Annotated in this window: 10 protein-coding genes and 2 pseudogenes; 8 read left to right on the top strand and 4 right to left on the bottom strand. The window is 64.0% G+C overall.

The features are described 5' to 3' along the window. The first annotated feature begins 63 nt into the window (after positions 1 to 63). From X743_RS161035 to hutH, 5 genes and pseudogenes are all read left to right on the top strand, one after another. Entirely contained in the window at positions 64 to 555 is a 492-nt protein-coding gene (locus tag X743_RS161035; RefSeq protein WP_023764689.1) for an Lrp/AsnC family transcriptional regulator, read from the top strand. A 128-nt stretch (positions 556 to 683) separates the two neighbouring features. Beyond that, positions 684 to 2,177, top strand: a complete 1,494-nt coding sequence (locus X743_RS161040) for an NAD-dependent succinate-semialdehyde dehydrogenase (RefSeq protein WP_023764688.1) — start codon at positions 684 to 686, stop codon at positions 2,175 to 2,177. Positions 2,178 to 2,274: 97 nt separating this feature from the next. Continuing rightward, positions 2,275 to 3,654: an aspartate aminotransferase family protein gene (locus X743_RS161045; RefSeq protein ID WP_023764687.1), complete on the top strand. Its 1,380-nt coding sequence runs from the start codon at positions 2,275 to 2,277 to the stop codon at positions 3,652 to 3,654. Between the two features lie 8 nt (positions 3,655 to 3,662). Next, positions 3,663 to 4,766, top strand: coding sequence for an alcohol dehydrogenase family protein (locus tag X743_RS161050; RefSeq protein WP_023764686.1), 1,104 nt, complete (start codon positions 3,663 to 3,665; stop codon positions 4,764 to 4,766). Between the two features lie 147 nt (positions 4,767 to 4,913). Then, positions 4,914 to 6,360: pseudogene (gene hutH / locus X743_RS01000000168760) on the top strand (histidine ammonia-lyase); the annotation flags it as partial. 107 nt (positions 6,361 to 6,467) lie between these two features. On the opposite strand, the pseudogene X743_RS161055 reads toward hutH, so the two are convergent. After that, positions 6,468 to 7,868, bottom strand: a pseudogene (locus tag X743_RS161055) (2-hydroxyacid dehydrogenase); the annotation flags it as partial. A gap of 166 nt (positions 7,869 to 8,034) precedes the next feature. Then, positions 8,035 to 9,381: an FAD-binding oxidoreductase gene (locus X743_RS161060; RefSeq protein WP_023764684.1), complete on the bottom strand. Its 1,347-nt coding sequence runs from the start codon at positions 9,379 to 9,381 to the stop codon at positions 8,035 to 8,037. Positions 9,382 to 9,691: 310 nt separating this feature from the next. Between X743_RS161060 and X743_RS161065 the strand changes: the two genes are divergently transcribed. The 3 genes from X743_RS161065 to X743_RS161075 all read left to right on the top strand — a co-directional run bounded on the left by X743_RS161065 (position 9,692) and on the right by X743_RS161075 (position 14,033). Beyond that, a complete protein-coding gene (locus tag X743_RS161065; RefSeq protein ID WP_023764683.1) occupies positions 9,692 to 11,590 on the top strand; it encodes an ABC transporter ATP-binding protein in 1,899 nt (632 codons plus the stop codon). Between the two features lie 48 nt (positions 11,591 to 11,638). Beyond that, positions 11,639 to 13,531 carry an ABC transporter ATP-binding protein gene (locus X743_RS161070; RefSeq protein WP_023764682.1) on the top strand — a complete coding sequence of 631 codons (1,893 nt, stop codon included), beginning with the start codon at positions 11,639 to 11,641 and terminating at the stop codon, positions 13,529 to 13,531. A gap of 172 nt (positions 13,532 to 13,703) precedes the next feature. After that, positions 13,704 to 14,033: a hypothetical protein gene (locus X743_RS161075; RefSeq protein WP_023764681.1), complete on the top strand. Its 330-nt coding sequence runs from the start codon at positions 13,704 to 13,706 to the stop codon at positions 14,031 to 14,033. 44 nt (positions 14,034 to 14,077) lie between these two features. Here the strand turns inward: X743_RS161075 and X743_RS161080 are convergent, their stop codons facing one another. Together X743_RS161080 and X743_RS161085 are read right to left on the bottom strand one after the other, a co-directional pair. Continuing rightward, positions 14,078 to 14,860: an ABC transporter ATP-binding protein gene (locus tag X743_RS161080; protein WP_023764680.1), complete on the bottom strand. Its 783-nt coding sequence runs from the start codon at positions 14,858 to 14,860 to the stop codon at positions 14,078 to 14,080. 10 nt (positions 14,861 to 14,870) lie between these two features. Beyond that, positions 14,871 to 15,638, bottom strand: coding sequence for an ABC transporter permease (locus X743_RS161085; protein ID WP_198028421.1), 768 nt, complete (start codon positions 15,636 to 15,638; stop codon positions 14,871 to 14,873).

Below are 15,638 nucleotides of genomic sequence, written 5' to 3'. Positions count from 1 at the left end.
CAGTGCAATTGACAATCGAAATAATGCGCCGTCATGGTACTGGCGACGAAAAAGTGGGCCGTGATGACTGCTGCGAAACTCGACGCGATCGATCTCAAAATCCTCGACGCCATCCAGCGCGACGGCCGCATCACCAAGCTGGCGCTGGCCGAGCAGGTCGGCCTGTCGCCGACGCCATGCTGGATGCGGCTGCGCAAGCTGGAGAAGGCCGGCATCGTCTCGGGCTATCACGCCAGGATCGCCATGCGTGTCGTGGCGCCGGTCGCGACCGTGCTGATGGAGGTGACGCTGGCCAGCCATCGCCAAGCCGATTTCGATCGCTTCGAACGCGTCATCCGCGACATACCGGAGATCGTCGCCTGCTGGTCGGTGGGCGGCGGCGTCGACTATGTTGTGAAGGTGATGGCGCGTGACATCGACGCCTATCAGCGGCTGGTCGACGGCCTGCTGGAGCGCGAGATCGGCATCGACCGCTACTTCACCTACATCGTCACCAAGACGGTGAAGGAGGAAATCGTTCTCCCCGTGGCCGACCTGCTGCCGGCGTCGTCATAGGCCGGACAGATTGTCTGCCAAGGCGGCAGAATAGAGAGACTCTCTCTCCTTCAAGGCATGCAAACAGCCTCTCTGTCTCCCGCTGGCAGGTAGTCTTTCCGCATAGTCCGAACCGGGAGGCCTCGATCATGTCCGCGCATTTCGCCCGCTCGCATCGCCACGAAGCGCTTGATCGCCTGGCCGACCGCCGGCTGCTGCGCGAGCTCGCCTATGTCGAGGGGCACTGGACGGCGAGCGAAGCCGCTGAAAGCTTTGAAGTCACCGATCCGGCCACCGGCGCGACGGTCGCGTTTGTCGCCGCGCTTGATGCGCAGCAAACGACAAAGGCAATCGATGCCGCCGCGCGTGCCTTCCCCGCCTGGCGTTCGCTGCTGCCGCAGGAGCGGTCCAATATCTTGAGAAAATGGTTCGAGCTGATCATCGCCGCGAAAGACGATCTTGCCCTGCTGATGACGCTGGAACAGGGCAAGCCGCTGCGGGAGTCGATTGGTGAAATCGACTATGCCGCCTCCTTCGTCGAGTGGTACGCCGAGGAAGCCAAACGCCTCAACGCGGAAAGCGTCACCAGCCATCTGCCGAACGCGGAAATGATGGTGCGGCGCGAACCGCTTGGCGTCGTCGGTGTCGTCACGCCGTGGAATTTTCCATCGGCCATGCTGACCCGCAAGGCGGCGGCGGCACTGGCCGCCGGCTGCACAATCGTTGTGCATCCGTCCTCGGAGACGCCGCTGTCGGCGCTGGCGCTGGCCGAACTCGGCGAGCGCGCAGGCCTGCCTGCCGGCGTCTTCAACATCATCACCGGCAAGGCCGCGACGATTGTCGGCCGCATGTGCGAGGATCCACGCGTTCGCGCCATGAGCTTCACCGGTTCGACCGAAATCGGCAGGCTGATCGCCGCACAGAGTGCGCCGACGATGAAGCGGCTGGTGATGGAGCTTGGCGGCCACGCACCGCTGATCGTCTTTGCCGATGCCGATCTGGACAAGGCGGTAAGCATCGCCATCGACGCCAAATTCGCCACTTCGGGCCAGGACTGCCTGGCCGCCAACCGCATCTATGTCCAGCGCCAGATCCATGATCGCTTCTGCGCCGCCTTCGCCCGGCGCATCGAAACATTGCGGACCGGCAACGGCCTTATTCAGGAAACCGATATCGGGCCGCTGATGCATGAGCGCGCCGTCACCAAGGTCGAGGAACAGGTCGCCGATGCCATTGTCCGCGGCGCGCGCTGCCTCGCCGGCGGCAAGCGGCATCAGGCCGGGCCGCTGTTCTACCAGCCGACATTGCTGGCCGATGTGCCCGACGAGGCGCTGATCATGCGCGAGGAAACCTTCGGCCCGGTTGCCGGCGTCACGCCTTTCGACAGCGAGGACGAGGTGATCGCCCGCGCCAATGCCACCGAATACGGTCTCGTCGCCTATGTCGTGACCGAGAACGGCGGCCGCCAGCAGCGCATGGGCCGCGCGCTCGACTACGGCATGATTGCCGTCAACCGCGTCAAGATTACCGGCGCGCCGATCCCGTTCGGCGGCGTCAAGCAATCCGGTATCGGCCGCGAGGGCTCGCGCCACGGGCTCGAAGCTTTCACCGATCTGAAATATCTCTGCCTGGACGTCGCATAAGACGTGTCGATATTCAGGTGATGCCGGCCTGCAACTGGCCTGGCCTGAATCTCAACACATCTTAAGTCGCGTCCAGCCATCCCTTAAGGAGTCAAAAATGCTCGATCAGTCCAACGAACTCGCCGCCTGGGATCGCGATCACTTCTTCCATCCCTCGACGCATATGGGCACGCACGCGCGGGGTGAATCGCCGACGCGCATCATGGCCGGCGGCGAAGGGGTCACCGTCTGGGACAACAATGGCAGGAAGAGCATCGATGCCTTCGCCGGCCTCTATTGCGTCAATGTCGGCTATGGCCGGCAGAAGATCGCCGATGCCATCGCCACCCAGGCGAGGAATCTCGCCTATTACCACGCCTATGTCGGGCACGGCACCGAGGCCTCGATCACATTGGCCAAGATGATCATCGACCGCGCGCCCAAGGGCATGTCGAGGGTCTATTTCGGCCTCTCCGGTTCGGATGCCAACGAAACCAACATCAAGCTGATCTGGTACTACAACAATGTGCTCGGTCGGCCGGAGAAGAAGAAGATCATCTCGCGCTGGCGTGGCTATCACGGCTCGGGCGTGATGACCGGATCGCTGACCGGGCTTGATCTCTTCCACAACGCCTTCGACCTGCCGCGCGCGCCGATCCTGCACACCGAGGCGCCCTACTACTTCCGCCGCGCCGACCGCTCGATGAGCGAGGAGCAGTTCTCGCAACATTGCGCCGACAAGCTCGAGGAGATGATCCTGGCCGAAGGCCCCGAGACCGTCGCCGCCTTCATCGGCGAGCCGATCCTCGGCACCGGCGGGATCGTGCCGCCGCCCGCCGGTTATTGGGAAAAAATCCAGGCCGTGTTGAAAAAGTACGACGTGCTTCTGGTCGCGGATGAAGTGGTGACGGGCTTCGGCCGGCTGGGCACCATGTTCGGTTCCGACCATTACGGCATCAAGCCCGATCTGATCACCATCGCCAAGGGCCTGACCTCGGCCTATGCGCCGCTGTCTGGCGTCATCGTCGCCGACAAGATGTGGCAGGTGCTGGTGCAGGGTTCCGACAAGCTCGGCTCGCTCGGCCATGGCTGGACCTATTCGGCGCATCCGATCTGCGTAGCCGCCGGCGTCGCCAATCTCGAACTGATCGACGAGATGGACCTGGTGACGAATGCCCGCGAGACCGGCGCCTATTTCCGTGCCGAACTGGCGAAGGCCGTTGGCGGCCACAAAAATGTCGGCGACGTGCGCGGCGACGGCATGCTGGCGGCAGTCGAGTTCGTCGCCGACAAGGACGACCGGGTGTTCTTCGACGCCTCGCAGAAGATCGGTCCGCAGGTGGCGACTGCACTTGCCGCCAGCGGCGTCATCGGCCGAGCGATGCCACAGGGCGATATTCTCGGTTTTGCGCCGCCGCTCTGCCTGACCCGCGAAGAAGCCGACGTCGTCGTCTCCAAGACCGCCGATGCGGTGAACAGCGTTTTTTCCAATCTGTGAAATCGACCATGAATGCCATGACCAGAATCCTTCCCGCCACCATGGCCGCCGTGCTGCTCACCGGGCACGGCGGACCGGAAAAGCTCGTCTACCGCACCGATGTGAAAGTGCCCGCGCCCGCCCCCGGCGAAGTGCTGGTGAAAGTCAGCGCCTGCGGGATGAACAACACCGATGTCTGGGTGCGCCAGGGCGCCTATGGCACGGAAGAGGACGCCGCCGCCGTGTCGACCTGGCGGCGCCAGGGCAACACGCTGACCTTTCCGCGCGTCCAGGGCACCGACACGGTGGGCATCGTCGCTGCCGTCGGCGAAGGCGTCTCGCCGGATCGCATCGGCGAACGGGTGATGGTCGATTTTTCCATCTACAACCGCGACGACGATTCACTGGCCGACATCGACTATATGGGCCACGGCCGCGATGGCGGTTACGCCGAATACCAGACCGTGCCGGCCGAAAATGCGCATGTCGTCGATACGGAGATGAGCGATGTCGAACTCGCCACCTTCTGCTGCGCCTACCTTACCGGCGAACAGATGCTGGAACGCGCCGGCCTGAAAGCCGGCGAGCGCGTGCTGGTCACGGGCGCCTCGGGCGGCGTCGGCTCCGGCATCGTGCAGTTGGCACGGGCGCGCGGCGCCATCCCCTATGCCGTCGTCGGCAAAGGCAAGGAGCAGGCGGTGCGCGACATCGGCGCCGAGGCCGTCATCACCCGTGGCGTCGCCAACCTGCCGCAAGCCGTGGCCGAGGCGACCGGCGGCAAGCCGATCGACGTGGTCGCCGACCTCGTCGGCGGCGCGATCTTCAACGACCTGCTGCGCATCCTGAGGCCCGAGGGCCGCTATACCACCGCAGGCGCGATCGCCGGTCCGGTCGTGCAGCTCGATCTCAGGACCATGTACCTCAAGCAGCTGCAACTGCACGGCTCGAGCCAGGGCACGCGCGCCGATTTTCGCCGCATCGTCGGATATATCGAGGCGAAAAGAATCCGGCCGCTGGTCGGCGGCGTCTACAGGCTGTCCGATTTCCATCGCGCGCAGGCCGATTTCATCGCCAAGGATTTCGTCGGCAAGCTGGTGGTGGTGCCCGACGCGGTCGCGGAGCGATCGACGTAGTTCCGGAAATCCGGGTATCCTCGCTTCTGCCGTCCTCCCACCGCTGCCATAACGGGAATGGCTTGCAGTCCAGCCTGCAAGCCGTCACAAACAGTGACGCCCGCCGCGCCGCTGGTCCGGGCCTCCGGTCACAGGATACAGGCGAGAATGACAGCCCGAATGATAGTGCTCGACGCCAAGCCGCTCGGCGTCGCGGATGTCGCCGAGATCGCACGCCGCAACGCCCGGCTCATGCTGGGCGAGGAGGCGATGCGCCGCATCCGGGCGAGCCGCGCCCTCATCGAGCATCTGACGCAGCTCGGCAAGCCGATGTACGGCGTCACCACGGGCCTGGGCGCCTGTGTCGACACACCGCTCGCGCAGGCCGACCTGATCGCGTTCCAGCACAGCGTGCCACTCAGCCACAGCATGGGCATCGGGCCCGCCCTGCCGACCGAGGCGGTGCGGGCGATGATGACCGCGCGCATCTCAGGCATGGCGGCCGGCGGCACCGGCACCTCCGAGCGCGTGGTGATGGGCCTTGTGGCGGCGCTTAACGCCGGCGTCCATCCGGTGATCCCCACCTGGGGATCGATCGGGGCGGCGGACCTTGCCCATCTCGGCCATATGGCAAGGGCGCTGGGCGGCGACGGCGAAGCGGAGTTCCGGGGCAGGATCATGCCGTCCGCCGAGGCACTCGCGCTGGCCGGGCTCGAACCGCTCGACCTGCGCGAGAAGGACGGCCACGCCATCATCGTCGCCAACAGCCTGTCGACCGGGACGGCCTGCCTGTGCCTCGAGGATGTCGGGCATCTCATCGACTGGGCGCTGGCAGCGGTCGCCCTCAACTATGAGGCGTTCCGTTCTTCCCTCACCGCGATCGACGAGCATGCGCTGGCCGCGCGGCCGGCCTTCGGCCAGCGCGAGATCGGTGCCCGGCTGCGCAAGGAACTGGCGGGAAGCGGCCTGTGGAAGGACAAGGCGGCACGGCGCCTCCAGGATCCGCTCAGCTATCGCTGCGTGCCCCAGGTCTGGGGTGGCCTGCTCCACGCATTCGAGCAGGCGCGGCTGGCGACCGAGATCGAACTGACCCACTCAGGCGACAATCCGGTGATCCTGGCCGAGTGCGAGCGGGTGATCTCGAACGGCAATTTCGATCTCACGGCGATGACGCTGGCCTGGGAACAGCTTGGCCAGGCGCTGGCGCATTGCGCGGTCGGCATCGCCAACCGCGGCACGAAGCTGATGTCGCCGATAACTGCCGAACTGCCGCGCTTCCTGTCGGCCAGGGGCGGCAGCCGCCAGGGCTATGCCGAACTGCAGAAGCCGCTGGCCGCGCTGGAAGCCGAAATCCGCCATCTGGCCAACCCGATGTCGCTCAGCCCGCTTGCCGTTTCTGACGGCATCNGGCATCGAAGACCAGTCGTCGATGGCGCCGCGGGTGGTGGCCAAGACCGCCGAGATCGTCGAGCGCATGCGCTATCTGGTTGCGATGGAGCTGATCTTCGCGGCGACGGGCGTGGAGTTGCGCGGCGTCGTCGACAGCATGGGCGAAGGGCCGCAGCGGACCTTTGCCGCGGTGCGCGCGCTCGTCAGCCCGCTCGATGACGACCGCGAGATGAGCGCCGACATGACCCGGGTCGCGCGCATGCTGGCTGGTCCCGGTACTGAGCCGGCGGTCGAGCCCGTCGTGGTTGTGAACGCGGCAGCGGCAGGTCGAGACTATTGGTACGGCCCGCGGAGGTTCAGTTTCTCGGCCAGCAGGCAGGAGCGGTCGATCAGCCGGACAAGCTCTTCGCCTTGTTCGGCCACGATCCCGCCGCGCTCGGCGAGCGGCGTCTCGGCCAGAGCCTTCCACAAGCGGCTTTGCCGATCACAGACATCCGCCAGCTCGGAGCATTCGCCAGAGGTCAGTTTCAAGATGTGATCCGCCGTCACCGGCCCGATGCCAGGAGGCGTCGTCGCTCCAAGGGAAAGATAGCCGGGTGGCACGGTGCCTTTTGCGTTGGTCACCGATTTGCGGCAGATGACGTCGAACAACTGGTCGACGGCCTGCTTGGCGCCAGCGACGCGCGAGGGATGATCCGTATCAGCCGCTGCATGCGGCAGAAGTTCAAGCTTGCCGGCGTGCTTCCCGACGAGATCGAGATAAGGCAGCATCGGGCCGGAGAGACTGCCGGTCGAGGCATCGCTGAACAGGTCGGCGTCGATGGCCGCATGGCGCACCCGGCCGGACGACAAGGCGTCATCGAGAGCCTGAACGTCGACAAGCTCGCCGCGATCATAATTGACCAGCACCGCGCCACTGTTCATGCGGCGCAAGACATCAGCGCCGACAAGGCCGGCATTGGCGTAGCGGCCGGTATGCGCGTCCTGCTTGCCCAAACCGACATGAACGCTGAGCACATCGGCGCCTTCAGCCGCATCGCCGAGGTCTGGCGCGAAGGCAAAGCCCTCGGCTTCCACCCAGTCCCGGTGCCGCGGGCGTGCGTGGATCACCACGCGCATGCCGAAGGCGCGGGCGAGCTTGGCGACCTCGCGACCGATATTGCCGTAACCGATGATCGCGATCGTCTTGCCTTCGAGCTTCTCGGTTGGGAAATCGCGCAGTTCCCTGCCGGTGTCGAAGGCACCGCGCGCCACCCGCTCATGAAGCGTGTCGACCGGGAGGTCCGGCAGCACTTTCAAGATCGCCTTCATCACCATCTGCGCCGTGGCACGGCTGTTGATGCCAGGCGTGTTCATCAGCACCGCGGTGCCGCCCTCGCCGCTGCCGCCACCCCAGGAGCGCGAGCCCATATTGCCGGTGCCGGCACCGATCCGCACGCCGGCCAGCGGAAAGACGGTTTCCGCGGGAAGGAAAGTCGCGGCGGCGATGACGGCGTCATAGCCCCCGTCGCCGGCGGCTTCGATCAACTCTTCGCGGGTGCTGAGGTCCGGCTGGTAAAAAAAATGCACTCGGCCATGCTCAAGACCCGCTTTGTCGCCAAGCGCGGACAGATGGAAGCGGCCACCCTTGGCTTGGATGTGGGCGCGCACTGCGCTCTGGTCGGGCTTGCCGTCAGGGCCGAAGCGCAGGCCGACCAGATCGCAAATCAACACGGCGTAGGCGCGTTGCGGATCGATTGGGTTCGCGGCCTCTGTATTGGTGTTCGCTGTCACGTCGTTTCCCCATGCAAGGACGGAAAGGCCTGCCGGTACAGCGGCACGCTCTGAATCAGAACCTATCCGCCCGGAAGGGCGTCAGATCGATCGCTGGCGGCAAACCGGCGGCAAGTTGCGACACGATCTAGAGGCTGGGTCCCAGCTCGATCGGACTGCCGTCGCTGAACCGGGATTGGCGGAACCTGTGAAGACTATGTCCCGTCTCGTTTCCCTGGACGAGGTCGGACACGACGCGGCCCATTCCGGGTCCGATGCCGAAGCCGTGGCCGCTCATCCCTGTGGCGATAACGAGACCCGGAATTTCGGCGGCGCGATCAACGATGGGCACGACGTCCGGCATCGCATCGATCATGCCCGCCCAGCTCGCCTTGAGCGGCACTGTCTTGAACTGCGGGAAAAGTGCAGTGAATTCGCGGTCGATATTGCGTAGCGCGGAGGCTTTGGGGGCGGGATCCAGGATACGCATCCGTTCGAACGGGCTTTCCTCGTCCGCGTTCCATTTGCGCGGGGTCGACCAGCTGTCCGGATAGCCTCGCGGCGCCGCCGGCAGGTAGCGGATGCCAAGAGGATTGGCCATCAGGGCGGGAACATATTTGCGCGCGTGACGAAACGCGTCAGGCCCGACATAGAGTTGACTGGAGCCTCCCGATGCGAGCGTGTAGCCGCCATCCTGCCTGCGCCGGAATGCGATATGCTCATCGGCGACGGCACCCGAATGGATTTCAGGCATGGGTTGGGTCGCGGCGACCGTCGACCTGACGCTGAGCTGCGGGATGGAGACGCCATGTGCACCCAGGAAGAGCGACGTCCACGCACCACTCGCGACGACGACGTTCGAGGTGACGATACGACCCTGCTCGGTCCAGACACCGCTGATGCGTCCCGCCGAAATGTCGAGCATCCGCGCCGCACAATTCTCGATGATGGTGACGCCCTGCCGGGCGGCCAGGCGAGCAAGTGCCGGCACCGCTACCCAGGGCTCGGCGCGCATGTCCGATGGGGTGATCATCGCGCCCTTGAAGGGACGCGACATAGAAGGGATCAGCCTGGCCGTCTCGCCCTGGTCAAGCAGACGCGTGTCGACGCCATGCATCTGGGCGATCTTCAGGAACTTGGCGAAACCGGCCATCTCCTTGTCGGTTCGCGCGAGATAGGTAACGCCCGTTTGCTTCAACCCGATGTCTTCGCCGCAGTCTTCGGCCAGTTGACGCCAGAGCCGTTGCGCTTCGATCACGATCGGCAGTTCATCGGCATCTCGACCCTGCTGCCGGATCCAGCCCCAGTTCCGCGACGATTGCTCGCCGGCAATGCGCCCCTTTTCCAGCAATGTCACCGAAATGTTCCGTCGCGCCAGGAACAAAGCCGTCGTCACGCCGATGATGCCGCCTCCAATGATCACAACCTCCGCATCCTTCGGCAACGGCGCCTGAAACTGGATCGGCATGGCTTCGGTGAAAGGAAAACGTGTCAAAGAATACGATCCTCCTGGTATTCCACGGCGGTGGCTGGCCCTTGGCCGCCTTGGCCGCTTGCGTGGAATGTCGGCGATACCTGACCGAACTGATAGTCCGTCATGGCTGGGCCGGGCTGGAGAATCTGCGTGCCAATGCAATAAAGTTGTTGATGCAGATGGGACCCAATCGCCGCGCCGCTTCAGGCACAGTGCGATGCCGCCATTGGCCCCTTGAACGGTCAAGTCGGACACGCGTAACATCGCACCATCAGAACTGAGTCTGTTTCATTCGTCCGGGCTAATGTCCGGATTGGACTGGATATTTTCCTTGCTTACGGATGCAACCAGCAGCGCGGCGAAGCGCGGCAAGTCGTTTGCCCATGTGGCGGAAGCCTCCTGGGGCAAGGGCCTCAGCACGCTGCTGCGCATCGTGCGCATGACGCTGCGCCATCCCTGGCAAGTCGCCATCACCCTGGTCTCGACCTTCATCGCCGCGACGCTGCAGCTCTTCATCCCACGCCTCTTGGGACGCGCCATCGACCAGGCGCAAGGCGTGATGGCCGCGGGTGCCGGCGCGGCGGCGGAACAGGCGCTGTGGAACACGGCGCTGACGCTGCTCGTGGTCAGCATCCTGCGCGGTCTCTTCACCATGGCGCAGAACTACTATGGCGAGGCCGTCGGCCACCGGACCGGCTACGAATTGCGCCTGGCGTTCTACGAGAAGATCCAGCGCCTGAGCTTCTCCTTCCACGACAAGGTCCACACCGGCGATCTGATCACGCTCGGTCTGCTCGATCTCGACGGCGTGCGCATGTTCTTTTCCACCGGCATCCTGCGCGTGGTGCTGCTCAGTGTGCTGATCGGCGTCGGCGCCTATCTCCTGATCAGCACCGATCTCGTGCTCGGGCTGCTCAGCCTGAGCTTCGTGCCGTTCGTCGCCTGGCGCTCATCGGTGACGCAACTGGCGCTGCGCAGCACCTGGCTGACGCTGCAGGAGCGTCTGTCGGTGCTGAGCCGGGTGATGGACGAGAATCTCGGCGGCATCCGTGTCGTGCGTGCCTTCGCGGCGCAGCGGCACGAGCTCAAAAAATTCGACCGTGCCAAGCAGGATGCGCTGGACCTCGCCAATAAGCGCGTCGACATCCGCGTCAGCAACACCAGCGCCATGAACTTTTCCTTCCTGGCCGCCATGGGCCTGGTGCTCTGGTTCGGCGGCCAGAAAGTGATCGCAGGCCAGATCAGCGTCGGCACACTGGCCCAGTTCCTCACCTTCATGACCATTTTGCAGATGCCGGTGCGCCAGCTCGGCCTGATGGTCAACTCGTTCGCGCGCGCCTCGACCTGCGGCACGCGGCTGTTCGAACTGCTCGATGCCGAACTCGATATCAAGGATGCGCCCGACGCGAAGGAGCTCATCGTCACCGAGGGCGTGCTGCGCTTCGATGATGTCGGCTTCCGTTACGCGGCCTCAGGCGGCCGGCCGACACTGTCGGGTATTTCGTTCGAAGCCAGGTCCGGCGAAACCATCGGCATTGTCGGCCCGCCGGGTAGCGGCAAGTCGACCATCGCGCATCTGATCCCGCGCTTCTACGACGTCACATCGGGCGCGATCACCATCGACGGCCAGGACATCCGCAAGGTCACGCTGCAATCATTGCGCAAGGCGGTCGGCGTCGTGCAGCAGGACGCGTTCCTGTTCACCACCTCGATCGAGAACAACATCGCCTATGGCAATCCGTGGGCGCGCGAGACCCGCATCGGGCAGGCAGCCGAATATGCCCAGTTGCACAACTACATCATCGGGCTCCCCGCCGGCTACACCACGGTCGTCGGCGAACGCGGCGCATCGCTTTCCGGCGGCCAACGGCAGCGCCTGACCATCGCGCGCAGCCTTATGCTGCGGCCATCGGTGCTGGTCTTCGATGATTCGACCGCAGCCATCGACGCTGGCACCGAGCAGCGGATACGGGCGGCGATGAAGCGCTTCGCCAGGGATCGAGTGACGCTGATCATCTCGCATCGGCTGAGTTCGCTGATGCATGCCGACCAGATCCTGTTCGTCGAAGGGGGCCGGATCGTCGAGCGCGGCACGCATGAGGAGCTGCTGGCGCAAGGTGGACGCTATCGTGCGCTTTACGACCTGCAATTGCGGCCCGACGAGGACCGACCCGTGGCGAGAGCAATTCCAGGAAAAGTGGAAACCGGTTTTCCCGGGAAAAGCGCGTAGCGCTTTCCCTTGGGAATTGCGTCAAAACTAAAGAGATAGAGCCGCGTGATGTCGAAACACATCGACGATGAGAAGGAAGACACCAGCGGGCGGCCGACCAAGGCCGTCGTCGGATCGCATCGCGACGAGGAAGAGGTTTTCGGCAAGGCTTACGATCCGCGCATCATCAGGCGTATCTGGAGCTTCGTCAGGCCGTATCGGGGCCGGATTTTCATCTCGGTCGCCGCTGTGCTGGTGTTCACGCTGACGCAGCTCGCAATCCCGCTGGTTATCCGCTACGCCATCGACCACGGCATGGCAGCGGGCAAGCTCGACCGCTCGGTGATGATCTCGGCGACAGGCGTCTTCGCGGTGATCATCCTCATCAACTATGCCGCCAGCCATGTGCAGGAAAGCGTCGTCGGCAAGGTGGCCGAGAACGTGCTGTCCGATTTGCGTCGCGCCATGTTCAGCCACCTGCAGCGGGTCTCGCTGAGCTTCATGGACAAGACCGAGGTCGGCCGCCTGATGTCGCGCCTGCAGGGCGACGTCAATTCGATGCAGGAATTCCTCGAGACGTCCGTGATGTCGGTGGGCGACATCGTGCTCTTGTTCGGTATCGTCTGCGTGCTTTTGTGGCTCGACTTCCGGCTCGGGCTCTTGACGCTGTCGACCATGCCGGTGCTGTTCATCGTGCGCCTGTTCTGGCTGCCGCGCGCGAAGGTCGCCTTCATGGCGGCGCACGAGACCAACTCGATCGCCAACGGGGCGCTCGCCGAAGGCATCCATGGCGTGCGCACCGTGCAGAGCCTCGAGCGCCAGCATGTCAATTTCGACCTCTACGACGAGAAGGTGCTGGCCAATCTCAATGCCCATCTGCGGTCGGCCAAATACGCGCAGGTGATGGTGCCGATCGTCGATACGCTGACCGGCATCGCCATGGCGACGGTCATCGTCGTCGGCGGTTCGATGGTGTTGTCGCACAGCCTCGACGTCGGCGTCATGGTGGCGTTCCTGTTCTACATCCAGCGTTTCTTCGACCCGATCCGCTCGCTCACCATGCAGTACAGCGTCATGCAGCGCGCCATGGCTTCGGGCCAGCGCATCTCCGAAGTGCTCGACGTACCGGTGGATGTCAGCGACAAGGAAAATGCCGTGACGCTGTCGCGCGACATGGACGGTTCGGTCGAGTTCAGGAACGTCACCTTCGGCTACCGGCCTAACCAGCCGGTGCTGAAGAACATCTCGTTCCGCGTCAATCCGGGCGAGACCGTCGCCCTTGTCGGGCCGACCGGATCGGGCAAGTCGAGTTCCATGGCGCTGGTGCACCGTTTCTACGATGTCTGGTCCGGCGAGGTCCTCGTCGGCGGGCACGACGTGCGCGACCTGACGCAGGACTCGCTCGGCGACCAGGTGGCCATGGTGCTGCAGGAGCCGTTCTTGTTTTCCGGCACCGTGCTGGAGAACATCCGCTATCACAAGACCAGCGCCACCCGCGAGGAAGTGGTGCGCGCGGCACAAGCCGTCGGCGCGCACGACTTCATCGAGCACCTGCCCAATGGCTACGACACCGAACTCGAGCAGCGCGGCGGCAATCTCTCGCTCGGCCAGCGCCAGCTGATCAGTTTTGCACGCGCACTGGTGGCCGACGCCAAGATCCTGGTGCTCGATGAGGCCACGGCCAGCATCGATTCCTACACCGAGATGCTGATCCAGAAGGCGCTGATCAAGCTGCTGGAAGGCCGCACCGGGCTGGTGATTGCCCATCGGCTCGCCACCATACGCGGCGCCGACCGCATCATTGTCCTGCAGAACGGCGAGATCGTCGAAAGCGGCAACCACGAACAGCTGATGCGGAAGAAAGGCCTCTACGCCCGCCTCTACAACATGAACTACGCTTCGTTCGACGACATTTCCGAGGAGGAAATGAGAATGGACGCGGCTGTCGGCAAAGCGACGTGAGGGTTGCGGCAGAACCGGACAGGAATGGAGAGCAGCGGGATGATCGCTGTCAGCGGTTGCCCAGGGACACAATGCATCCGGCGAATCCCTGTCCCGATTTTGTGAAGGAACGCATCGGGTGCGGAGGCCGTTTTCTGGTCATGCATGTCTCGCATGAACAGGAGGCATCCTCATGAAACGGCAGATGATGTTCACCGGTGTCATCATATTGGCGGCCGCGAGCGCGATTTCATTCAGTTCCATCGCCGATGCCGCGGTCAGGCACCATGCGGTCAGGCACCATTTTGTCCACACCACAACTCATCATGGTGACAGGTATCGGCACGCCGTTCACCACGAATATGTGGTGGTTGGCGACGGTTTGACTGGCGACAACTCGGCCGGCGTCAATGGCGGGATGGACAGCTACTACAATGGCTACGGCAGCTATCGTGGGTATGTCGGCGGCTTCTGCGGAACCATTGCATGGACGCTCGGCATATGCAGTCCCCATGGTCCTTGAGTCCTGACCGCTGAGCGGATCGGCAAAGTGTGAGCGCGCGGATGCTACGCCATTTCGGGACGTCTTGACGCCTCGCGGATCGCCTTGTGCACGCCGCGCTGCAAATCCATGAAAGCCGGAGTTTCCATCACCTCTTCCCGGCGCGGACGCTCGATGTCGACGTTGAAGGTCTGCATGATGCGTCCCGGGCCGATCCCCATGACGACGATGCGGTCCGACAGATAGACGGCCTCCTCGACGTCATGCGTGACGAAGAGCACGGTGAGCCGGTGCTCCTCCCATATCTGGGTCAGCAGTTCCTGCATCTGGTGCCGGGTCAAGGCGTCCAGCGCGCCAAAAGGCTCGTCCATCAAAAGCATCTTGGGCCGATAGGAAAGCGCGCGCGCAATGGCGACGCGCTGCTTCATGCCGCCCGAGAGCTCCGATGGATAGCGCTCGGCGCTGTCCGACAGCTTGACGAGATCGAGATGCTCGAGCGCGATCTCGCGGCAGGCCGCGCGATCGTAACCGGCGGCCTTGAGGGCAAACTCGATGTTCTGCCGCGCCGTCAGCCACGGAAGCAGCGTGTAGGACTGGAAGACGACGCCACGATCGAGACCCGGCTGCAGGATCGGTGCGCCATCGATGCTGAGATCACCGGCGTCGAAGTCCTGCAGTCCGGCCACGATCGACAGCAGTGTGCTCTTGCCGCAGCCCGATGTGCCGACGAGAGAAACGAATTCGTTGTCGGCAAGATCGAGGTTGATGTCGCGCAGCACCTCGGTGCGCCGCTCTCCCGTGCCGAAGCTCTTGTGGAGACCCGCGATGCGCAATTTGGGAGGGTTCATCGGCCGTTCCTCATTGCGAGTGGCCATCCTGCCTGAACAGCACCTTTTCCAGTGCCTTCATGACCTGGTCGGTGATGAGGCCGAGCACGCCGAGCAGCAGGATGTAGCCGATGATGGTGTTTGTCTGGAAATAGCGCTGCGACACGGTAATGCGATAGCCGAGGCCAGATGTCGCCGCGACGAGTTCGGCCAGCACCAGCCAGGTCCATGCCCAGCCCAGGCTGATGCGCAGCGTATCCCAGATGCCGGGCAAGGCACTGGGAACGACGATGCGCGTCAGGATCTTTCGGTCCGGCAGGCCGAGCGTGCGGCCGAGGCCGATGAAATCGGCCGGCACCCGCTTCACATTGTCCATGATCATCAGCACCTGCTGGAAGAAGGTGCCGATGAAGATGATCAGGAATTTCTGCGTGTCCCCGGTGCCCGCCCACAGGATGGAGAGGGGTACGAAAGCGACGACCGGCATGTAGCGGATGAAATCCACCAGCGGCTCGATGGCCGCTTCCCATGAGCGGAAACTGCCGATCAGCACGCCGATCGGTATGGACAGCGCCGAAGCGATGAGGAAACCAATGGAAATACGATACATCGAGGCCCTGAGATCCAGCCACAACGTACCCTCGGTCGCGAGCTTGGCGATCTGGGTCGCGACACTGCCCGGCGACGGCAGGAAGATGGGCTTTACCCATCCCAGGCCGGTCGCCGCCCACCAGGCGAGACCAAGCCCGACAAAGACGGCTACGGCGATCATCAGGAAACGCGACCTGGCGATCGGCAC

Origin of the sequence: Mesorhizobium sp. LNHC232B00, from assembly GCF_000502435.1 — a bacterium.
Classification (GTDB): Bacteria; Pseudomonadota; Alphaproteobacteria; order Rhizobiales; family Rhizobiaceae; genus Mesorhizobium; species Mesorhizobium opportunistum.
Note: the sequence above shows the minus strand (reverse complement) of the source record. Positions and strands in the feature narration are given on the sequence as shown.